This is a genomic window from Formosimonas limnophila, assembly GCF_014652675.1.
Taxonomy (GTDB): domain Bacteria; phylum Pseudomonadota; class Gammaproteobacteria; order Burkholderiales; family Burkholderiaceae; genus Hydromonas; species Hydromonas limnophila.
Genome location: NZ_BMZG01000004.1, coordinates 14,336 through 34,777, shown reverse-complemented (window position 1 = coordinate 34,777; position 20,442 = coordinate 14,336). Strand labels below are relative to the sequence as shown.

Annotated in this window: 20 protein-coding genes; 5 read left to right on the top strand and 15 right to left on the bottom strand. The window is 49.1% G+C overall.

Annotation, left to right across the window (positions count from 1 at the left end; all coding sequences use genetic code 11):
* The first annotated feature begins 151 nt into the window (after window positions 1–151).
* The 3 genes from IE082_RS04235 to IE082_RS04225 all read left to right on the top strand — a co-directional run bounded on the left by IE082_RS04235 (window position 152) and on the right by IE082_RS04225 (window position 3,345).
* Window positions 152–820, top strand: coding sequence for a transposase (locus IE082_RS04235; protein WP_189492061.1), 669 nt, complete (start codon window positions 152–154; stop codon window positions 818–820).
* A 70-nt stretch (window positions 821–890) separates the two neighbouring features.
* Window positions 891–2,558 carry a long-chain-fatty-acid--CoA ligase gene (locus IE082_RS04230; protein WP_189492057.1) on the top strand — a complete coding sequence of 556 codons (1,668 nt, stop codon included), beginning with the start codon at window positions 891–893 and terminating at the stop codon, window positions 2,556–2,558.
* 199 nt (window positions 2,559–2,757) lie between these two features.
* Window positions 2,758–3,345: a CBS domain-containing protein gene (locus IE082_RS04225; RefSeq protein WP_189492054.1), complete on the top strand. Its 588-nt coding sequence runs from the start codon at window positions 2,758–2,760 to the stop codon at window positions 3,343–3,345.
* Between the two features lie 53 nt (window positions 3,346–3,398).
* On the opposite strand, the gene IE082_RS04220 is transcribed toward IE082_RS04225, so the two are convergent.
* Window positions 3,399–3,992, bottom strand: coding sequence for a lytic transglycosylase domain-containing protein (locus IE082_RS04220; protein ID WP_189492051.1), 594 nt, complete (start codon window positions 3,990–3,992; stop codon window positions 3,399–3,401).
* A 68-nt stretch (window positions 3,993–4,060) separates the two neighbouring features.
* Window positions 4,061–5,803 carry a proline--tRNA ligase gene (locus tag IE082_RS04215; RefSeq protein WP_189492048.1) on the bottom strand — a complete coding sequence of 581 codons (1,743 nt, stop codon included), beginning with the start codon at window positions 5,801–5,803 and terminating at the stop codon, window positions 4,061–4,063.
* A 104-nt stretch (window positions 5,804–5,907) separates the two neighbouring features.
* Between IE082_RS04215 and IE082_RS04210 the strand changes: the two genes are divergently transcribed.
* Window positions 5,908–6,429, top strand: a complete 522-nt coding sequence (locus tag IE082_RS04210; protein WP_189492045.1) for an RNA pyrophosphohydrolase — start codon at window positions 5,908–5,910, stop codon at window positions 6,427–6,429.
* 62 nt (window positions 6,430–6,491) lie between these two features.
* Here the strand turns inward: IE082_RS04210 and IE082_RS04205 are convergent, their stop codons facing one another.
* From IE082_RS04205 to putA, 8 genes are all read right to left on the bottom strand, one after another.
* Entirely contained in the window at window positions 6,492–7,031 is a 540-nt protein-coding gene (locus IE082_RS04205; RefSeq protein WP_189492042.1) for a DUF1439 domain-containing protein, read from the bottom strand.
* Window positions 7,032–7,112: 81 nt separating this feature from the next.
* On the bottom strand, window positions 7,113–8,099 hold the full coding sequence (locus IE082_RS04200; protein WP_189492040.1) for an AraC family transcriptional regulator: 987 nt from the start codon (window positions 8,097–8,099) through the stop codon (window positions 7,113–7,115).
* Between the two features lie 39 nt (window positions 8,100–8,138).
* Complete coding sequence (locus IE082_RS04195; RefSeq protein ID WP_189492037.1) at window positions 8,139–9,209, bottom strand: NAD-dependent epimerase/dehydratase family protein; 1,071 nt, start codon at window positions 9,207–9,209, stop codon at window positions 8,139–8,141.
* 362 nt (window positions 9,210–9,571) lie between these two features.
* Window positions 9,572–9,841 carry a YkgJ family cysteine cluster protein gene (locus IE082_RS04190; protein WP_189492034.1) on the bottom strand — a complete coding sequence of 90 codons (270 nt, stop codon included), beginning with the start codon at window positions 9,839–9,841 and terminating at the stop codon, window positions 9,572–9,574.
* Window positions 9,834–10,382 (bottom strand): CinA family protein, encoded by a 549-nt coding sequence (locus IE082_RS04185; protein ID WP_189492031.1) that lies wholly within the window; start codon window positions 10,380–10,382, stop codon window positions 9,834–9,836. Before IE082_RS04185 ends, IE082_RS04190 begins: the two co-directional genes overlap by 8 nt.
* Entirely contained in the window at window positions 10,379–10,879 is a 501-nt protein-coding gene (locus IE082_RS04180; RefSeq protein ID WP_189492029.1) for a phosphatidylglycerophosphatase A family protein, read from the bottom strand. The genes IE082_RS04185 and IE082_RS04180 overlap by 4 nt, the downstream gene beginning before the upstream one ends.
* A gap of 317 nt (window positions 10,880–11,196) precedes the next feature.
* On the bottom strand, window positions 11,197–12,378 hold the full coding sequence (locus IE082_RS04175) for a branched-chain amino acid ABC transporter substrate-binding protein (protein ID WP_189492027.1): 1,182 nt from the start codon (window positions 12,376–12,378) through the stop codon (window positions 11,197–11,199).
* 173 nt (window positions 12,379–12,551) lie between these two features.
* On the bottom strand, window positions 12,552–16,043 hold the full coding sequence (gene putA / locus IE082_RS04170) for a bifunctional proline dehydrogenase/L-glutamate gamma-semialdehyde dehydrogenase PutA (RefSeq protein WP_189492024.1): 3,492 nt from the start codon (window positions 16,041–16,043) through the stop codon (window positions 12,552–12,554).
* A gap of 129 nt (window positions 16,044–16,172) precedes the next feature.
* Between putA and IE082_RS04165 the strand changes: the two genes are divergently transcribed.
* Window positions 16,173–16,631 carry an Lrp/AsnC family transcriptional regulator gene (locus IE082_RS04165; RefSeq protein ID WP_189492022.1) on the top strand — a complete coding sequence of 153 codons (459 nt, stop codon included), beginning with the start codon at window positions 16,173–16,175 and terminating at the stop codon, window positions 16,629–16,631.
* Between the two features lie 19 nt (window positions 16,632–16,650).
* Here IE082_RS04165 and IE082_RS04160 read toward each other — a convergent pair whose 3' ends face one another.
* The 5 genes from IE082_RS04160 to IE082_RS04140 form a co-directional block, all read right to left on the bottom strand.
* Window positions 16,651–17,442: a class II glutamine amidotransferase gene (locus IE082_RS04160; protein WP_189492019.1), complete on the bottom strand. Its 792-nt coding sequence runs from the start codon at window positions 17,440–17,442 to the stop codon at window positions 16,651–16,653.
* Between the two features lie 119 nt (window positions 17,443–17,561).
* Entirely contained in the window at window positions 17,562–18,221 is a 660-nt protein-coding gene (locus tag IE082_RS04155; protein ID WP_189492017.1) for an aquaporin, read from the bottom strand.
* Window positions 18,222–18,229: 8 nt separating this feature from the next.
* Window positions 18,230–18,775: an arsenate reductase ArsC gene (locus tag IE082_RS04150; RefSeq protein ID WP_189492014.1), complete on the bottom strand. Its 546-nt coding sequence runs from the start codon at window positions 18,773–18,775 to the stop codon at window positions 18,230–18,232.
* A gap of 18 nt (window positions 18,776–18,793) precedes the next feature.
* On the bottom strand, window positions 18,794–19,123 hold the full coding sequence (locus IE082_RS04145) for an ArsR/SmtB family transcription factor (protein WP_189492012.1): 330 nt from the start codon (window positions 19,121–19,123) through the stop codon (window positions 18,794–18,796).
* A gap of 111 nt (window positions 19,124–19,234) precedes the next feature.
* Complete coding sequence (locus IE082_RS04140; protein ID WP_189492549.1) at window positions 19,235–20,383, bottom strand: alpha-hydroxy acid oxidase; 1,149 nt, start codon at window positions 20,381–20,383, stop codon at window positions 19,235–19,237.
* Between the last annotated feature and the right edge of the window lie 59 nt (window positions 20,384–20,442).

Sequence of the window (20,442 nt, the reverse complement as noted above, 5' to 3'; positions counted from 1 at the left end):
CATTAAGCCAAACAGTACCTACAACGTTTTTTTACCCAAACCTTGACGTGCCCGCATCTTTAATGCAAACTGACCCCAATAACAAGTATAGAAAAAAGACAAGTCGATTGTGACTTGTACAAGTTTTGTTAAATTAATGCAGGGGACAAGCATGGCTCGGATGGCGCGCGTGTATTTGCCAGGCGTGGCGCAACTGGTGCAAGTGCAAGGCATCAACAGCGCAGCGGTTTTCTTTTCAACCCAAGATTATGAATCATGGTGCTCGATTTTGCGCAACATTGCCCCGAATCACGCCGTGGATATCCATGCTTATGCATTGGTTGAGCACTCAGCATTTCTGCTGGTCACCGCCCGCGATGAAACAGCACTGGGGCGACTGATGCAAGACCTAGGACGTCGCTACGTGCGCCAAATCAACACCAAGTATCAGCGCAGCGGGACATTGTGGGAAGGCCGCTATCGAACCGCACACATCCAAGACACACCATATGTACTACAAGCCTATCTTTGGCTCGATGGTATGAGTCAACATACCAGCCAATCACACCACATCGGATTGTCTCTGTTGGGTTTTATCCAAGACCACCCTCAATACTGGTCACTCGGCAACACCCCTTTTGACCGTCAACTTAGCTACAAGCAATTACTCGCAGCAGGCATTTCAGAACGTGTGGCACAAACATTGTCTCATGCTGTCCAAACAGGTTGGGCACTCGGTGATGCCACGTTTCTCACGCAAGCAGCACGGCTAGGTGGGCGGCGAGTCACACCAGCCGCAAGAGGACGCCCAAAGAAAAAGCCAGCACAACCCATGCAATAAAACCGCACATCCGTACACTTTTTAAGTACAATTCACAGACAACATAAACATTGGTTACAAGGAGACAACCATGAACCAACCCTGGCTCAAGTCCTATGAGGCTGGCATTCCTGCCACCATTAATATTGACAAATATGCGTCAATCGCAGGCATGTTTGAAGAGGCATTCGAGAGGTACGCTCATCGCATCGCGACATCATCGATGGGCAAAGACATGACCTATGCCGAGTGGGCCAAGCACTCCGAAAACGTTGGTGCATGGCTGCAGCAACTGGGTCTGAAAAAAGGTGACCGTGTCGCCATCATGATGCCAAACTGTATGCAATACCCGATTTTGGTTGCCGCTATTTTGCGCTCAGGCTACTGTGTGGTTAACGTTAATCCTCTCTACACTGCGACAGAATTAACACACCAATTGAACGACTCTGGCGCAAAAGCTATCTTTATCCTTGAGAACTTCGCCGCCACACTGCAAGCATCATTGCCCAACCTCAAGCAACTCAAACACACCATCGTCGCCACACTTGGCGACATGCTCGGCCTTAAAGGCCATGTTGTTAACTTTGTCGTACGTAAAATCAAAAAAATGGTGCCCGCATGGAAACTCGACAACGCCATTTCTTTCAAATCTGTACTCAGTCAAAGCATCAATGCCAAGCTCACCCCTGTGCACTTAGAACACAATGATCTCGCATTTTTGCAATACACTGGCGGTACAACAGGTGTTGCAAAAGGTGCCACATTGACCCATGCCAACATCATCGCCAATGTGCTCCAAGTCGATGCATGGTGCGGCAAAGAGCTACAAACAGACGGCGAAGACGGCACCGTATTCGTCGGCGCATTACCCATGTACCACATATTTGGCCTCACCGCGTGCGCCCTATACTGTGCACACGTCGGCGGTCACCTGCTCCTCATCACCAACCCGCGCGATATTCCAGCGTTTATCAAAGAGCTGTCTAAATATCCCTTCGCATTACTGCCTGCTGTCAACACCCTGTTCACAGCACTCATGAACCACCCTGATTTTGAGAGACTGAATTTCTCCAGCCTCAAAATCGCTTTAGGTGGCGGCATGGCCGTCCAATCAGCGGTGGCTGAAAGATTTAAGAAAATAACGGGCGTTACGATTTGCCAAGCCTATGGTCTGTCAGAAACCAGCCCTGGGGCGACCATTAATCCAGTGGGCAGTCGTGAGTTCAACGGTTCAATTGGTTTACCACTGCCATCAACTGATGTTGCCATCATCGCTGATGACGGCAATCATCTGCCCATCGGTGCGACGGGTGAAATCGCCATTCGCGGCCCGCAAGTTATGGCTGGCTATTGGCAGCGCCCTGATGAAACCGCTAAAGTCATGACTTCGGATGGTTACTTCAAATCAGGTGACATCGGCATTATGGAAGAGTCTGGCTTTGTCAGAATCGTTGACCGCAAGAAAGACATGATTCTCATCTCAGGCTTTAATGTTTATCCAAACGAAATTGAAGATGTTGCTGTCCGCTGCTCCAAAGTCCTCGAATGCGCAGCCATCGGTGTACCCGATGAGCATTCGGGTGAAGCCGTCAAAATCTTTGTCGTGAAGAAAGACAATAGCCTGACTGAGACTGAGTTGCTTGAGTTCATGAAGGAATACCTTACCAACTACAAACGTCCTAAGTATGTTGAGTTCCGAACAGACTTGCCAAAATCCAATGTAGGCAAGATTCTGCGTAAAGATTTGCGTGGACAATAACCCATACTACATCAAATTTAAAAAAGCCCCCTGCGCAATCAGGCGGGCTTTTTTGAATCAAAGCACATTAGGCCAAATCAATAAAAGAAGAAAACACTCAAAAAAAATAGGTTTACAATACGCTCACAACAACAAACGCCGAAGGTATGCATGGCTTTGCATCATTCGGGTCAATCAATCACCAGACGAAGGTTACAACATGTCCATTGAGCAATTTTCCGCACTTACCGAGATTAACCTAAAGGGCATCGCTGTCTATGCTCAAGCCCCAAAAAATAACATCAGTGATGTTAACTTGCACTCATCAGCGATTGAAGTCATGACAGACTTTCATCACACGCCCGCCATTACCATTGATTCCGATACCAATATTGACGATGCGAACGCAAAAATGATTTCATTCAGCATACGTTCACTATTGGTCACCAATTCAAAAGCTCAAGTGGTCGGTATTGTCACAGCATCAGATATTTTAGGCGAGAAGCCCATGCGTGTTTTACAACAGCGAGGTGGCCGCCACCAAGACGTCACAGTCTACGACGTGATGACAGCCAGTGATCAATTATTTTTCGTCCATTACAATGATCTTGCCAAAGCCAAAGTTGGCCACATACTACAAACCCTTCGCCAATCAGGCCGTCAACACACACTGGTGTTAGAGGAACAACAAGGCAATGAAATCGTGCGAGGTATTGTCTCTGCGGCACAAATCGCCAGACAGCTGGGTGTCGCACATCACACCGATGTTGCCCGCACATTTGTCGAAATTGAAAATGCTCTAAAATGAATGGATGTAAAAACCTGTCCTTGAGACAGGTTTTTTAAGAGCGCACTAAAAAATCATCTCCACTGACGTGCTGACAGCAACACTTTCTCTGCATAAGCCGTTTGACCAAGGCTACCATTGTAGCGAGCTAAAGCACGGACAAGATCGCCGCGCTCTTTTTCCAAATAATGTCGCAGAATTACGCACCCAAAACGCACATTCACACGCAACTGATAAAGCCGCCGCGCATCGCCATCCCCAATCGCTTTGGCCCAAAACGGCATCACCTGCATCAAGCCACGTGCACCAACAGGGCTCGTAGCGACAGGCTTAAACTGGCTTTCGACGGTAATGACGCCGAGCACTAATGCTGGCTCTAAACCAGCACGGCGCGCTTCATAATCAACAGCATCGAGTATCGCGTGACGCAGAGACGGCTGCGAGACATACCGCGCCATCCGCTGACTCATGACACTGCGCCAAAGATAAAAATTCTGCTCGTCACGCTCGGACATAAAGGGGCGTTGTTGCGGCATTTGGGCAGAGACCGATTGGCGCAGCAGCGTACTCACAGAGTCGGCCAAGTATTCTTCTTTCTGATAACCAGCCTGTGTGATGCCACTCAAAAAAAACATCAGTATCACACCGATGCGCAGAAACCAGTCCATACAGCCTTTTCCCTTGCTCATTCCCGGCAGACAATGGTATCGTTCAAAAGCGCTCCACATCAAAGCCGTTAGGCTACGCTCATCTGTGCCAACACATGCGCATGAATCTCAAGCACAGGCACTTTCGTCGCTTCTGTGTCACGACGATTTTGGTATTCAACCAAACCCTCTTTTAAGCCACGATCACCTATGGTCAAGCGATGAGGCACGCCAATCAATTCCCAATCAGCAAACATCACACCAGGTCGCTCTCCACGGTCATCAATGATCACGTCCACACCAGCTTGGATGAGTGAGTGGTAAAGTTTATCCGCCTCCTCACGTACCACCTCTGACTTATCCGCACCAACAGGGCAAATCACCACTTCAAATGGGGCGATGGATTGTGGCCAAAGAATGCCTTTGGCGTCAAAATTTTGCTCGATGGCCGCACCGAGAATTCGCGTGATGCCAATACCGTAGCAACCCATGACGAATGGCTGCGGTTTGCCGTTTTCACCGAGGAATGTCGCTTTCATTGCCTCAGAATATTTCGTGCCGAGCTGGAATACGTGGCCAACTTCGATGCCTCGGCAAATGCCCACTGTGCCATTACCATCAGGTGCGGGGTCGCCAGCGACGACGTTGCGTACGTCAGCGATGAGGTCGGGTTCGGGCAAGTCACGCCCCCAGTTGACACCGACGTGGTGGTAATCGACCTCATTCGCACCGCAGATGAAGTCAGACATGTTCGCAACAGTCTTATCAGCAATAATCGTGACTTTTTGTGCAGTGGCGACGGGGCCTATGTAGCCTGGAGTGGTGTTAAAAGCGGTGGCGATTTCGGCTTCAGTCGCCATGCGATAGTTTGACAAACCAGCCAATTTGGACACTTTGATTTCATTGAGTGTGTGGTCTGCACGCAGCAATACGAGAAAAATTTGAGTAGCACTGTCGTCTTCTTGGTTTTCGATGTCTACCGCCAAAACAATGGATTTAACATTTTTATCCAACGGCACCCCCAGAAACTCGGCGACATCTTCGCATTTGCCTTTACTTGGCGTGTGAGTCTTGGTCAATGTTTGTGTCGGCGCCGCACGCTCAGCGATGAGAGCAACGGCTTCGGCCGCCTCGATGTTCGCTGCATAGTCACTATTGGGGTTATACACGATGTCGTCCTCACCAGTCTCTGCGATGACGTGGAATTCGTGCGAGCCATCGCCGCCGATAGAGCCATTGTCTGCCGCGACCGCACGAAAGTTTAAGCCGAGGCGTTTGAAAATCGCAGTGTAAGCGTTGAACATTTTGTCATACGATGCCTTCATGCCATCAACATCTTTATCAAATGAGTAGGCGTCTTTCATGATGAACTCACGACCACGCATCACGCCGAAGCGCGGGCGAATCTCGTCGCGAAACTTTGTTTGGATTTGATACATGTTAACAGGCAACTGTTTGTAGCTTTTGACATCGCGGCGAATCAAGTCGGTGATGACTTCTTCATGGGTCGGGCCAACAACAAAATCACGGTTATGACGATCTTTCAAACGCAGCAATTCTGGGCCGTATTGTTCCCAGCGACCAGATTCTTGCCACAACTCGGCAGGCTGCACTGCGGGCATGAGCAACTCCATGGCGCCCGCTTTATTCATTTCTTCGCGAACGATTTGTTCAACTTTACGTACGCTGCGCAAGCCAATCGGCATGTAGCTATAAATACCACTACCAATGCGTTTGATGAGGCCTGCGCGCATCATGAGCTGGTGACTGATGATTTCTGCTTCTGCTGGGGCTTCCTTGAGAGTGGAGATAAAGAATTGACTGGCTTTCATGCGGGCTCGATATTCGGTTAGTGTATTTGAAGGGAAATTTGAAGTTCACAGTTGTGTGAATCGCTATATAATCTCGCTATTGTAAATCATTTATTGAGGAAAAAATGCTCGACAAAGAAGGTTATCGCCCCAATGTCGGCATCATTCTGGTCAACTCACGCAATCAGGTTTTTTGGGGTAAACGCATCCGTGAACACGCATGGCAGTTTCCCCAAGGGGGCATTGCCCACGGCGAATCCCCTGAGCAAGCCATGTTGCGCGAACTGTATGAGGAAACAGGCTTATTGCCCGAACACGTTAAAGTCATTGGACGTACCCGAAATTGGTTGCGCTACGATGTTCCGACCCGTTGGGTTAAACGCGATTTTCGCAATCATTACCGTGGTCAAAAGCAGATTTGGTTTTTGCTGCGACTTGTTGGTCGCGATCATCACGTGAATTTACGTGCCTCAGAACATCCTGAGTTTGATGCTTGGCGCTGGAATGACTATTGGATTCCACTCGATGAAGTCATCGACTTCAAGCGTGGTGTGTATCAGCAAGCATTGGAGGAACTGGCTCGTTTATTGTTCCACAAACGCCCTTTGCCGCAACACATTCCACCCGATGGTCAGTTAGCAGAGTAAATAAAAATCCGCTCATTTTTTGGGCGGATTTTTTATGCGTGATCTGATGGATTCATGGGTGATTATTTTGGCTGCAGGATGATTTCTAAACCGTCTCGCTCGACGTTGATGGTTTGTGGAATCCATTTTTTCCCTGCAAAAGACAATTTTTCAGGCGAAATTTCATACAGCGGAATATCCACGCCAAACTTTTTACCAATCATTTTTTGAGCTTGAGACTTCACCAAAGCATCAGGAAGGTTTTTGGCATCGAAATTATCCACACGCAAGTTATTGAGCATCACGGCACCTTTTGACTCACTGTACGCAGGAATCCCAGAAACAGACATGACACCTTCAACCTTGATCAGCCCCAAATCAATATAAGCATCAAAATCGGCACCAATGCGCTGCTCATTGGGCTGCAAGTTGATTGTGGGTGCTGCAATGGTCACATTGTACTGTGCCAACTTCTCTGCTATGGTGGTCCAGTTTCGATTCACTAATTTTTGTAACTGTGCTTGATTCACACGGAACGTTTTATCAGTGTTCAAAGCCTCACACCCCGCAAGCGTTAAACCAGCCAATGCGGCCAGAGCCACAAGCCATTTAATGAGTTTCATATTCGATGTTCCAAAAATTAATGTTATGACTATTTTGCATGATGCCAGTGTAATCTCTTTACTTAAATCAAAATTATGAATTTATTTTTGTTTTCTAAAAGCCAATGGCGTTTGACCTTGCCATTTCTTGAAAGCTCTGGCAAAGGATTGACTGTCGTGAAAACCCAGTAAATAAGCAATTTCATTCAAAGAAATATGGCTTTTTTTGAGATAGTGTTGCGCCAAATCTTTTCTGGTCTGGTGCAAAACCTCCTGAAAATGTAGATTTTCACTGTGTAGATGACGTTGCAGACTACGCACGCTCATGGCTAAGGTTTTGGCAACGGCATCTATGCTGCTGCGCCCAGTTGGTAGCAGTTCCAATAAAACACTTTTAACTCTTTCTGCAGTTGTGCTGTGTTGCGTCAATTCACTTAGCTGCTTTCGCAAAGTGGGTTCAAAAAACTGCCACACCGGCGAATTTTCAGTCAAGAAAGGGCACTCGGCATCCACTTTTGAAAATGCGATTGTTATGTCAGTGCCTGGTTCAATTGGACGACCGAAATACTGGGTGTAAGGCGTTAAATCGCTGGGCAGCTCTTGCAAAGCTAGGCTTGACGGCACAATCATTTGACGGGTCGCGATACGAGCCAGTTGCGTGAAAAATACCAATTCCGTTGCTGCAATAATTGTGGGCACAGGTGTTTCGGTATGACAAAAGCGAAGTTGGGCACATGTATGCGTCTCATCTTCCTCGACATGCAGCGTCATTGGTCCGAGTAGACTTTTAAATTCGGCCAAGCGTTTTAGGGCAACGTTTAAGTTTGCGCTGCACATGCACGCAAATACAAGTGGGCTAAAAGACTCAATCGCAACTGATTGGGCAATCCTCAAAGGGAGGTCATTGGCATTGCCCACCAGTTGTCCAGTGGCTTGCCATAACTTGAAATATTGAGCCGTACTGAGGTAGGCCTCTTCTCGGCTGAATAAATCCGCAGGAAGTTGTGCCGAGCGCAGTACATGCCCCACATTTAAGCCCAAGTCGGTGATAATTAAGCGCCAACTGGGTTGTACGAGGAAGTGGCTCATTACTTTCATGTTGTTATGTTCAGTTTGCGCACCGATTTACTATTTTTTGGCGTTTAACTGCCCTGATTGTACGAGCTGTTCAAAAAATTCGTTCATGGAGTCGTTTAACGAACGGTATGTTAGGCAGAGCTCACGTCGACTTTTGCTATTATCCGCGCGCCAAGGGATGTTGACGTTTCGACGAATAATTTCACGGGTGAAGGTTTTGTCCGCCAAAGGGCCCACAAGCCAAACCAACCATTTGGGCAAAATGCGTTTGGGGATCGGGTAGCTATTACCAAACTTAGGCAATAAACACGCCGCCATTTCAGCTAGGTTGGTGTCATGACCCGATAAAATGTGTCGTCCTTGGGCGTTTGGCAAAAAAGCGGCACGGACATGGGCATCGGCGACATCACGGACATCGACAACACCAATATATAACTTAGGCACGCCCATTTTGGCTCGACCATCACCAAATTGACGAACCAGATTGAAACTCTCGGATGTTGCATTAGGGTTTATACCAGGCCCAATGACTAAGGACGGATTAATTACCACCAAACGCCAACGGTTTTGAGTTTCAGCCATTTTCCATGCCTCGGCCTCCGCCAATGTTTTAGAGTATGAATAAGGGTTATGTTGCAGCGAAGAACTGGTGTTCCAAATCTCTTCGGTCAAAATATTGTTAGGGGTATTCGCAACATCGATGTTATCACCATAAATAGCGGCACAACTGCTGGTGAGAACCACGCGTTCAACAGATGGACAATGATTAACGGACTCAAGAACGTTGCGAGTGCCCAAGACCGCTGGGTCGACTAAATCTTTTTGTGGATCTTGAACATTCAAGACAAAAGGTGAGGCTGTATGAAACACCACCTGACACCCCTTCATGGCCTCATCGTAATCGCCATGATTTAACAAGTCGGCTTTAAAATAGCGAATATTGCCCGTGTGTTTTTTAGCTAAGGCATCCAAATGCGCTATTTTTTTGACATCATTGGGATTGCGCACAGCCGCATGAACGGTCAACCCCAAAGTGAGCAAGCGTTCAATAACCCAACCTGCAACATAACCTGTTGCGCCCGTAACAAGTACGGGTTTATTCTGATCAAAAACCAATTCCATTTACATCTCCTTTTGTTTGATAACTCTTACTTATTATCAATTAAAGTTAACTGAGGGGGCAATAACCATATACGCCATATTTTAAGCAAAACACGCCAAACGTTGTGTATGCCCGATTATATGGACTTATTTTGTGCGTTTTGTATTGATTAGTTTATCTGGGCTTCTTTTGTACATCATTTTTTATGTTGAGTCATGAAATACAACAATGAATAAAAATCCCCCCTGCAAGTGTAAATCGCACAGTAAAATTGAGTTATTCATGTAGTTTTTTTAGAGAAAAGCCGCAACAGTTTATCAACAAACTTTCGCTAAAAAACAAGGCTTTGCACAAAGTAGTATGGCCGTTCTGCGTGTTTTTTCTATGAAGTCGCCAATTCCAGACGGGTTAAGTAAGTAATCGCGTACGCACGTCCTTGCTGCTCGTTCCCGCACATTTCAATAGATGGCTGCAAGCTGCCGCACACTTTTGGCCGACGCTCATCACCAAATAGTCGACAGCGCAGCTGCTCATCGAGCGCCACACAAGGCACGCCTGCTGGCTTACCATTGGGCATGCCAACAATGGGGCTGCTAATAGAGGGCGCAATACAGCAAGCAGCGCAACCCGAGCGACACGCTAGATTAGTCATCTCGCTCAAAACTTTCAAAATACCAGTCGCCCGAGCCAAAAGCATCGCACAAACGCTGCATGCCCAAAATCGCATACTCAACCGTCTGCACACGAATCGAGTGGCGATCCCCTGTAAATTGCTTGGTCGTTGTGCGGGCATGGCTGGTACCGTGTGCATCACGCCAACTCCACGCAAAGCAGACCATACCCAATGGTTTACGCGGCGTTGCACCACCTGGCCCTGCGATACCACTCACAGACACCGCACAGTCGATGTTCAAGACCCGCAACGCCCCTTGCGCCATCTGCGCCACCACCTGCTCACTCACCGCACCATAATCCATCAAATCATGCGAAGTTACACCCAGTACATCTTGTTTAACAGCATTACTGTAGGACACCACGCTGCCCGCAAACCACGCCGAAGAACCAGGGACCTCAGTTAAATAATAAGCAATACCACCACCTGTGCACGACTCTGCGGTGCCCATTTGCCAGCCGAGTGTTTTTAGTGACTCGGCCAGCACGTTAATCGCTGGGGTTAAATCTACGCTCATCATGCTGTGATCCATTTATAAACATTGAAGAGCACGGAGAATGACAGCAAAGCATAAAACGCCGCCAACACATCATCGACCATCACGCCCAGTCCGTTGTGCCATTTACCATCAACGATGCGAATGGGGTAAGGCTTCCAAATATCAAACAAACGAAACAACCCAAATGCCAATAACTGCCACCAAATGCTGAGTGGTATAACAAACAACATCACCAACCAGATGGCCCACATTTCGTCAAAAACAATAGACGAGTCATCATGCACCCCCAGTTGTTTACCTGTGATATGACAAGCCCACACACCAATGATGAATGTGACCGCTAAAAATATTACCCAAACCCAAGGAGCGGTCATCCCGTTCGTGTACAAAAAACTAAACAGCAACCACCCAACCAATGTTCCCCAAGTACCTGACGCAGGATGAAGCAGACCTGAGCCAGCACCTTGAGCCACGATGGCGGCTGGATGCACCAAAATCCATTGAAAACGAGTTTGCATTGATTTGATTCCTAAAAAAACGAAGGCTCAGTATCAAAAGAGCACTGAACCTATTAATCATCAGATGAGATAAAAAATTAGCAATGATTATAACCGCGACACCCTCAAAGAACACAGAAATGCTGATAAAAAGCCCTTGCTTTAAGCAAAAGCCAGCGAAAATGCCATGCCAATTTAGATTTACGAGCACAAATACATTCGCAAACACTCGCGAACCGCCCACGACATGGGTACATCGATGAGGCGTTACTCAAGCATGCCATATAAAAAAACGCCACGGCATTTCTGCCGTGGCGTGAAGCACCACATGAAATCAGTTATTTCACTTGATCAACGGTGACGAACTTACCACCCTTGCTTTCAGACATCGTGATCACGGCATCTTTGCGCTCGCCAATGTCATCAAAAGCAATCGTGCCACTCAAACCAGTCAGACTCAAACCTTTCATGGCTTCAGCCACTTTTACAGCATCAGTAGAACCTGCTTTTTTAATCGCAGCCACGGCAGCATAAACGCCATCGTAGTACAAAGGACCGTAGGCTTGGATGGCTTGACCTGGGAAGCGTTTTTCAAAACGCTCTTTGAATGCCGCACCTTCCTTCATATCAGCCAATGGCTGGCTGGTCGCTGAGCAAATCGTGCCTTCAGCAGCTGCACCCGCGAGTTTCAGATAGTTGTCCGTGCACACTGCATCTGGCATGAGGAAGGTGGCTGTGATACCCAACTCACGAGCTTGTTTGGCCAATGTCGCCGCCGTGTCATCATAGCCACCCCACATAATGGCATCCACACCTTTGGCTTTGAGCTTGGTCAAAATGCCTTTGAAATCCGTGGTTTTGTCGGTTGCCGATTCGCGCTCAGCAACAGTCACACCGAGTTCCCTGGCTTTTTTATCAACCTGATCGGCCAAGCCTTTGCCATAAGCGGTCGCATCATCAACAATGGCGATATTTTTAAAGCCTTTTTTCTGAGCGAAGGTTGCCAAGGCTGGGCCTTGCATACCATCGTGGCCAGCCAAACGATAAACCATGGTCAAGCCTGCGTCATTTTTGACACCTTTGAGGGTAATGTCTGGGTTGCTGCTGACGGTGAGTGCGACGAGATTGGCTTTGGCATAAATCGGTTGTGCCACAGCTGTCACACCTGAGTTGTAGTGACCGACCACCGCAGAGATGCTTTTGTCATCAGCGATTTTTTGTGCGACAGTCGCGCCCTGCTTCGGATCGCCTGCGTCGTCCTCAACTACCAACTCAATGGTGTATTTTTTACCACTGATATCGACACCACCTGCAGCGTTTATTTCTTCGACAGCCAAACGCGCGCCGCTTTCATTGTCTTTACCGACAGTTGATTGACCACCGCTCATCGGCGATGCTGTGGCAATCTTAATCACGTTGCTGCTGGCTACGCCATCGGCCTTTTTGTTACCTGCACCGCAGGCGGCCAAGGTCAAGCTGCCAATCAATGCAGCTGTGAGGGTTAAATATTTAAAATTCATGTGTCTCTCCAGTTAAAAAATCATAAGGTGTTTGCACCTCATTAAAATAAACCGCCGTGCCATTTGTCTATCCAAACAGCAAGGCTGTCAGTTTAAAACGCTTTGCATGGATAAACAACCGTTATCCACCGCAACGCTTCAAGCATCCCATCAACCATAAGGAATTGTTTTTATCACACAGAGTGCGCCAGCAACTGTGCGTTACCACCTGCCGCAGTGGTGTCCGTACACACGTGCACCTCATGTACCAAAGCCGCAACATCGGTGAGCTCAGTCATAAGCGGAATCACTAAGCTTTCGTGTTCGGCCAATGTTTTTTGCCACTGCCGCTGCGCTGATGCATCAGCAAATAATGCAACAGCATCCACAGCATCTAAGCCCAGCTCACGAACCAACTCGATATGACCCACTTGCTGAAGCTCCTTTAGCCAAGCAGCATCACTGAGCACTTGCACACGGTTACCGCACAGCAAGGCAGCAAGTACTTGATGCATCAAATCAAACTCAGACGCACCGCCCAAGCAAGTCACCGTGCCACGTGGAATGATGCGATAGTCATTGGACTCACCTGTCGGGCTAGGTAAACTGATGGTCGAAAGATTTAAGGCAGCCGTGGCATCCAATACCTGTTGCCACACTTGGCTGGCTTCAGGAGAGATGGCGGCAGTGATTCGGGCAATACGCTCGGCTTTTGTTACATCCATCACGGCAGCGTTGGATGTGCCACGTACAAATTTCGACAGATACAATGCACCACCCGCTTTCGGGCCAGTCCCTGACAAACCATGACCACCAAATGGCTGACTACCAACAATCGCGCCGATTTGATTGCGATTGACATAAATATTACCAATATGTGCCTGAGCACAAACCGCATCGACGCGTGATTCAATGCGACTGTGCACACCCAAAGTCAAACCATAACCTTTGTTGTTGATGGTTTGCACCACTTGTTCTAACTCATGCGCTTTAAATGTGGCCACATGCAGAATCGGGCCAAACATCTCTTTACCCATCGCCTCAATCCCTTGCACGCGCGCCATGGTTGGGGCAACGAAGTAGCCAGCGTTCGGCACGGGCACGGTTTTGATGATGTCGCAGTTTTTCAGATACTCGTTCAACTCACGTTGTGCATCCAGATCAATCACCGGCCCCACATCAGTCTCCAGTTGCCAAGGGTTACCGACTGCGAGTAAATCCATCGCCCCAGCAATCATTTCAATCACATCATGTGCCACGTCTTCTTGCACGTACAAAATCCGCAAGGCCGAGCAGCGTTGCCCAGCGCTTTGAAAAGCAGATGCCATCACATCACGCACCACTTGTTCAGGCAAGGCCGATGAATCCACAATCATGGCATTTAACCCGCCCGTCTCGGCAATAAACATGGCATCGGGTGCCAAGTGTTTGGCCATGTTGTTTTGAATCAATTTCGCCGTCACACTCGAACCTGTGAACACCACGCCATTAATACGAACATCTACTGTCATTGCCGCGCCAACCACAGCGCCGTCACCACACAAAAGCTGCACCGCATCATGCGGCACACCCGCTTGGTGCATGAGTTCAATCGCTCGCTGCGCAATCAATGGTGTTTGCTCTGCAGGCTTGGCCAATACGGTATTGCCCGTGACCAAAGCCGCGACAATTTGACCTGTAAAAATCGCCAACGGGAAGTTCCACGGTGAAATGCACGTCACCACGCCACGCGCAGGCGCATGGCTGTAGTCCATCGCTTGCACTGCATAATAACGACAAAAATCCACCGCCTCACGCAACTCAGCAACGGCATCGGCCAACGTTTTACCCGCTTCTCGCGTGAGCAGTGCGAAAAGCTGCGGCGCATTCGCTTCATACAAATCGGCCAAACGATTCAAGCAGTACGCGCGTTCGGTCACTGGTGTATTCGTCCAACCAGCCTGAGCTGCCACCGCTCGAGCAATCGCCGCCTGAACGTCCTCAGTGGATGCGCTCTTCACAGTACCCACCACATCATTTAAATCCGCAGGATTGCGAATCACCACATCATGTGCCGCGTTTAAGATAGCAGAATCAGTAAAAAATGGTTGATGATGCGGTAGTTGAGCCAAGGTCAAGGGGTCAGTTAAATCCCAGCCTTTAGAGTTTCGACGTGACGGTGCAAACAAGTCAGATGGCCTGACCACGCCATTTGACGTCACACCGCGCAACTGCTCAACGATCAACCAAGGATCCGCCGCCACCAGCTCTGCAGGCACGTCTTCATTCGCCATTTGGTGGACGAACGAGCCATTGGCACCATTTTCTAACAGTCGTCGCACGAGGTATGCGAGCAAGTCGCGATGCGCACCAACGGGCGCGTAAATGCGGCAACGCGCCTGGTATTGACGCATGATTTCATCGTGTACCGCTTCGCCCATACCGTGCAAGCGCTGGAACTCAAACGATATGGCTTGCTCACCCACGAATTGCAAAATCGCCGTCGCAGTATGGGCATTGTGTGTAGCAAACTGTGGATAAATGCGCTCATGCATCGTGAGCAATTGCTGCGCACAGGAGAGATAAGCCACGTCGGTATTTGCCTTGTGCGTGTAGACAGGAAACTCGTCCAAGCCAAGCACTTGGGCACGTTTGATCTCAGCATCCCAATATGCCCCTTTGACCAAACGCACCATGATTTTTCTGTCTAACTCGGTAGCCAATCGGTGCAACCAGTCCAAAACCGCGGGTGCGCGTTTGCCATAAGCCTGCACCACCACGCCGAAACCATCCCAGCCTCGCAAGGCCTCGTCACGCAGCACCGCCTCAATCACATCGAGGGAAGTATCGAGCCGCTCGACTTCTTCCGCATCAATATTAAACCCCATGTTCGCACGCGCCGCCAATCTGGCCAGCTCAGATGTTCGCGACACCAAGACAGCCATCACATCGGCTTTTTTGGCATGCTCGTAGCGCGGATAAAGCGCTGAAAGCTTGACCGAAATACCTGGATTGCCCTTCACGGTGTCATGGGTACACAATGGCGTCAAGGTCTCAATGGTGCTGCGATAAGAAGCAAAATAACGCAGCGCGTCAACTTCGGTTTTTGCCCCTTCACCGAGCATATCGTACGAATACGTGTAACCACGCGCTTCTTGTTTGCGGGCCTCTTTCAACGCAAGCTCAATGGTCTCGCCCAACACAAACTGTGTGCCCAAGCGTTTGAGCATTTCACCGATGGCCGTGCGAATCACAGGCTCTGACAAACGTTTCACCAAACCGTGCAACGTCCCCAAAACCCCACTGGTTTCATCAGCTGATAAAATTTTTCCCGTGAGCATCAAACCCCATGTGGACGCATTGATCAATGTCGAAGGAGACTGACCTTTGTGCCCTGCCCAATTGGCCGCCGCGATTTTGTCCTCAATCAGCTCATTCACCGTCGCTGAGTCAGGCACGCGCAGCATGGCTTCAGCCAAACACATCAAAGCGACGCCTTCATCGGTTGACAAACCATACTCAGCGAGCATCGACTCCATCAAGCTTGGATTTTGCTCTGCCCGAATGTCTTTAATGAGCTGCGCTGCACGCTCAGTGATGGCGGCTCGATGCTCTAATGACGGAATCAGCGGTTCAAATCGTGCCAAAGCGTCAGACTCTGACATCATCAAGGCTTGGGCAATGGTCAAACGGTGTTGGGGCAACATGGCAGCATCCTTTGGTAGTGCAAAAATTATTTAAAAATTTTAACGGATGCTAAAATCATTTATCGTCTATTTTCAGCCAATTATCATATTTTTTAATTTTTTAATAACTACTTTATAGGTGATTTAATCATGAAAACTGATATATATAGTGAATTCAACAAATTGGATTTAAACATCATCAAACACCTGCGCCAAGACGGCCGCATCCCCAATAGTCGCCTTGCTGACATGGTGGGTTTGTCAGCAACCGCTTGCGCCGCGCGAGTCAAACACCTTGAGAAAAAAGGCATCATCAAGGGCTACACCGCCATCATCGACGATCATTTACTGCTCGGTGAAAACATGGCATTCGTCCAAGTCACCATGAACAGCACCAGCGCACCCGCGTTGGAAGCGTTTAATCGAGAGGTGGCAAAAATCTCAGAGATTGAGCAATGCCACATGATTGCCGCGAATTTTGATTATTTATTAAAGGTGCGCAGTGTCAACATGACCGACTACCGACGAATTTTTGCCGACAAAATTTCCACACTGCCGCATGTGAAGCAGACCTCGACGTTTATTGTCATGGAGTCAGTGAAAGACTAATAGGCTGTTCAATAGAGCATCACAATAGCGCATGAGCCCGCGGCTTGCCATTCGAGAATCGAATGAATTCATTGGCCACCATTTTGTGCCACACTTCGTTGTCTGTGAGTGGTTGTGTGGCAATAACCGCCACGCGATCGTCTGGTGTGGTGTGCTCAGCAAAATCAATCGCGACATCCGCGTCAAGCAGGTGGGCGGTGGTGAATGGATGCTCGCGCACGATGTAGCACAGATTTGTCGAGCAGTACGCCCACATGGCTTGACCATTGGAGAGGCAAAAATTAAACGTACCAAATTGCGCAATCTCTTTGACAATCACACGCAGCGCCTCATCTACTTCATGCGGCGCAGGTGGTAGCAATGCGGTGGCTTGGGGAAACTTGGCTCTCAGATTTTGCATGATGAGGCAAAATGCCGCCTCAGAATCCGTTGTGCCAACGGGGTGATACACACCTGTGAACTGTGGATTGAAGTCAATCAAATTACCATTGTGCGCAAACACCCACTGCAAACCCCACATCTCGCGCATGAACGGATGGCAATTTTCGAGATTGACGTCACCTTGCGTGGCTTTGCGGATGTGGGCAATCACATTGAGCGATTTAATCGGATAGGTACGCACCAACTGCGCAATCGGCGAATGAATCGACGGCTGATGATCAATGAACAACCGCGCCGCCTTGCCCTCAAAAAACGCAATACCCCAACCATCCGTGTGGTGGTCGGTAAGCCCACCCCGCTGTGTGAAACCCTCAAAAGAGAACACAATATCAGTCGGGGTGTTGCAATTCATTCCAAGCAGTTGGCACATAGTATTTATCATTTAGGTTCAAAACCTTCGCAGTGTAGCGAAACTCAACGTGTGGGGCAATGCACAGTGACAACACAGCCAAAAAAACCAGCATCACATGAAGCTGGTTTCTAATTTGTTTAATCTCTCTCACCTCGCTCATGACGTGCCGTCAAAGTCTTTGCCAAGAGCCAACCCAACAACGCGCCAATCACCTGCGCCACCACAAACATCACCGCCGACTGCGGCGCAATACCCGAAAACGTATCGGTAAACATGCGCCCCAGCACCGCCGCAGGATTGGCAAACGATGTAGACGCTGTGAATAAATACGCCGCCCCGATGTAACATGCTACACCAGCGGCCACTTGCGATGAGGGAAAGCGCAAAATCACAAACAGCAAACCAGCCGTGGCAATGATTTCGCTCACAAATAAACTCAAGCCATCACGCACATGGTGTGACACCTGCCCAATCGGCAAATCAAACATCGCATGTGCCAGCATCGCGCCGAGTACAGCGCCGATGCTTTGTGCACACCAATAAAGCAACGTGTGACGCTTTGATAACTGACCGCGCAGGCACATCACCAGTGACACGACAGGGTTAAAGTGCGCGCCGCTGACTGATCCAAGCGTAGTAATCAGCACATAAAGACCAAACACGGTGGCAATGGTATTGACCAACAGCGCAACCGCCACGTTGCCACCCGCCAGTTGCTCGCCCATGATGCCCGAACCAATCACAACGGCGAGCAATGAGGCTGTGCCAAAAGTTTCTGCGAAAAACAATCGTTTCATTTAATCGCTCATTTTTTCAAAACGTGGGTTAACTGTGCCAAACGCACGTCTTTGGGCAATGCTTGCCATGCCTGTTTGAGCGCATTGTCATCCTCAGGTTTGTCCGTCAAGCTCTCAAAAAAATCGAGCAACATCAACATCCGATAGCCGATGGCTTGGCGCGTGACCTCAAACGCGGCGTGTTTGGCCGTGTCGTCACCCACCGTATTGGACGGGTCAGGGTAACCCCAATGCACTTTGACTTGATGCGCGCCCCCTTGAAACAACGGGCAGACCTCGCCCGCCGCCGAATCGCACACCGTGATGACGATGTCGATATTGGGTGCGTCATTTTGCGAAAACTCATCCCAATTTTTGCTGCGCAAATATGAGACATCGATACCCGCCTGCGCTAAAACAGCCAGTGCATGAGGGTTGGTACGGCCAGAAGGTGCGCTGCCCGCACTGTAGGCTTTGACCGCGACATCGCGCTCACGCGCCCAGTGATTGAGCATGGCTTCGCCGAGCGCACTGCGCGCTGAGTTGTGTGTACAGAGGATGAGCACATTGAGCATAGCGAACCTTTATGATAATCAGTTTTGAGAAGTGCACTGCACATCGCTGTTGGTCATACAGGGATTGCCACCACAGCAATTGTCAGTGAGGTATTGCAACAACGCATTCATGGTCGAAAAATTCGCGGCATAGATGACAAATCTCCCATCTTGGCGAGAAGTGACCATATCGGCATGGGACAATTCTTTGAGGTGAAAGGATAGCGATGAGGGCGAAATGCCTGTTTCTTCTGAGATTTTGCCTGCGGGCAAACCGCTGGGACCAGCTTGTACCAGCAGTTTAAAGATAGACAAGCGCGACTCTTGAGCGAGTGCGGAGAGAGCGAGAACAGTGGCTTTAGTTTCCATATTTCAATAATAGTTGAAAGATGGAGGTATGGCAATAAAACAACGCCCATCATGGGGCGCTTTTCAAACTAGCGAGACTAAATCGCGAAACCTTTTGGCGTTTTAGCAACTTCAGTAAGTCCCACGCAACAAAATCTCTTTATCCACCGCAGCCATCTCTGTCCGCCCACAAAACGCCATGGTTAAATCAAGCTCTTTGTGAATAATCTCCAATGCCCGCGTCACACCCGCCTCCCCCATGGCCCCCAGGCCGTACAACATCGGTCGGCCAATGTACGTGCCTTTCGCCCCCAGTGCCATCGCCTTGAGCACATCCTGCCCGCTGCGAATCCCACCGTCCATGTGTACTTCGATGTCTTGCCCGACGGCGTCCACAATCCTTGGCAGCGCCTGAATCGACGACATCGCCCCATCAAGCTGACGGCCACCATGGTTAGACACCACAATCGCATCTGCCCCGTGCTGCACGGCAAGTCGAGCATCCTCTTCGTCCAAAATGCCTTTGACGATGAGTTTACCGCCCCAACGCTCTTTAATCCATGCCACATCAGACCAGCTCAGCTCAGGATCAAATTGACCAGAGACCCAGTCAGACAAAGAGCCCATATCTCCAGTGCCACTCACATGCCCGACAATGTTGCCAAAAAATCGCCGCTTTGTATTGAGCATACCCCAGCACCAACGGGGTTTGGTGGCCATATTTAGGATATTCGCCATCGTGAGCTTCGGTGGCGCAGACAAACCATTTCGAATGTCTTTGTGACGCTGCCCCAATACCTGCAAATCCAACGTGAGCACCAACGCCGAGCAATGCGCCGCCCGCGCTCGTTCAATCAACCGCTCGATAAACGCTTTGTCTCGCATCACATAAAGCTGAAACCAAAAAGGGTGGTTGTCCGTCTTTGTCGCAATGTCTTCAATCGAGCAAATACTCATGGTGGACAACGTGAACGGAATACCGAATGCCTTAGCCGCTCGCGCCGCCAGAATCTCGCCATCAGCATGTTGCATACCAGTCAACCCCGTCGGCGCAATCGCCACAGGCATACTGACTGGTTGCCCCACCATTGTGCTGGCAGTGGTGCGACCAGACATATTGACAGCGACACGCTGGCGAAACTTGATTTTTTGAAAGTCTGATTCATTGGCTCGGTACGTTGACTCGGTCCAAGAACCTGAATCAGCATAGTCATAAAACATGCGAGGCACACGCTTCTGTGCCAATTGGCGAAGATCTTCTATAGTGGTGATAATCATGATGAACTCTGGGGATGATTTGAGACACAGGGTTAAAAAAGGCAAGGCAGCAACGTAATTTC

Coding starts and splice junctions, on each gene's coding strand:
- IE082_RS04235 (WP_189492061.1), top strand. CDS start 152: ATGGCTCGGATGGCGCGCGTGTATTTGCCAGGCGTGGCGCAACTGGTG.
- IE082_RS04230 (WP_189492057.1), top strand. CDS start 891: ATGAACCAACCCTGGCTCAAGTCCTATGAGGCTGGCATTCCTGCCACC.
- IE082_RS04225 (WP_189492054.1), top strand. CDS start 2,758: ATGTCCATTGAGCAATTTTCCGCACTTACCGAGATTAACCTAAAGGGC.
- IE082_RS04220 (WP_189492051.1), bottom strand. CDS start 3,992: ATGGACTGGTTTCTGCGCATCGGTGTGATACTGATGTTTTTTTTGAGT.
- IE082_RS04215 (WP_189492048.1), bottom strand. CDS start 5,803: ATGAAAGCCAGTCAATTCTTTATCTCCACTCTCAAGGAAGCCCCAGCA.
- IE082_RS04210 (WP_189492045.1), top strand. CDS start 5,908: ATGCTCGACAAAGAAGGTTATCGCCCCAATGTCGGCATCATTCTGGTC.
- IE082_RS04205 (WP_189492042.1), bottom strand. CDS start 7,031: ATGAAACTCATTAAATGGCTTGTGGCTCTGGCCGCATTGGCTGGTTTA.
- IE082_RS04200 (WP_189492040.1), bottom strand. CDS start 8,099: ATGAGCCACTTCCTCGTACAACCCAGTTGGCGCTTAATTATCACCGAC.
- IE082_RS04195 (WP_189492037.1), bottom strand. CDS start 9,209: ATGGAATTGGTTTTTGATCAGAATAAACCCGTACTTGTTACGGGCGCA.
- IE082_RS04190 (WP_189492034.1), bottom strand. CDS start 9,841: ATGACTAATCTAGCGTGTCGCTCGGGTTGCGCTGCTTGCTGTATTGCG.
- IE082_RS04185 (WP_189492031.1), bottom strand. CDS start 10,382: ATGATGAGCGTAGATTTAACCCCAGCGATTAACGTGCTGGCCGAGTCA.
- IE082_RS04180 (WP_189492029.1), bottom strand. CDS start 10,879: ATGCAAACTCGTTTTCAATGGATTTTGGTGCATCCAGCCGCCATCGTG.
- IE082_RS04175 (WP_189492027.1), bottom strand. CDS start 12,378: ATGAATTTTAAATATTTAACCCTCACAGCTGCATTGATTGGCAGCTTG.
- putA (WP_189492024.1), bottom strand. CDS start 16,043: ATGTTGCCCCAACACCGTTTGACCATTGCCCAAGCCTTGATGATGTCA.
- IE082_RS04165 (WP_189492022.1), top strand. CDS start 16,173: ATGAAAACTGATATATATAGTGAATTCAACAAATTGGATTTAAACATC.
- IE082_RS04160 (WP_189492019.1), bottom strand. CDS start 17,442: ATGTGCCAACTGCTTGGAATGAATTGCAACACCCCGACTGATATTGTG.
- IE082_RS04155 (WP_189492017.1), bottom strand. CDS start 18,221: ATGAAACGATTGTTTTTCGCAGAAACTTTTGGCACAGCCTCATTGCTC.
- IE082_RS04150 (WP_189492014.1), bottom strand. CDS start 18,775: ATGCTCAATGTGCTCATCCTCTGTACACACAACTCAGCGCGCAGTGCG.
- IE082_RS04145 (WP_189492012.1), bottom strand. CDS start 19,123: ATGGAAACTAAAGCCACTGTTCTCGCTCTCTCCGCACTCGCTCAAGAG.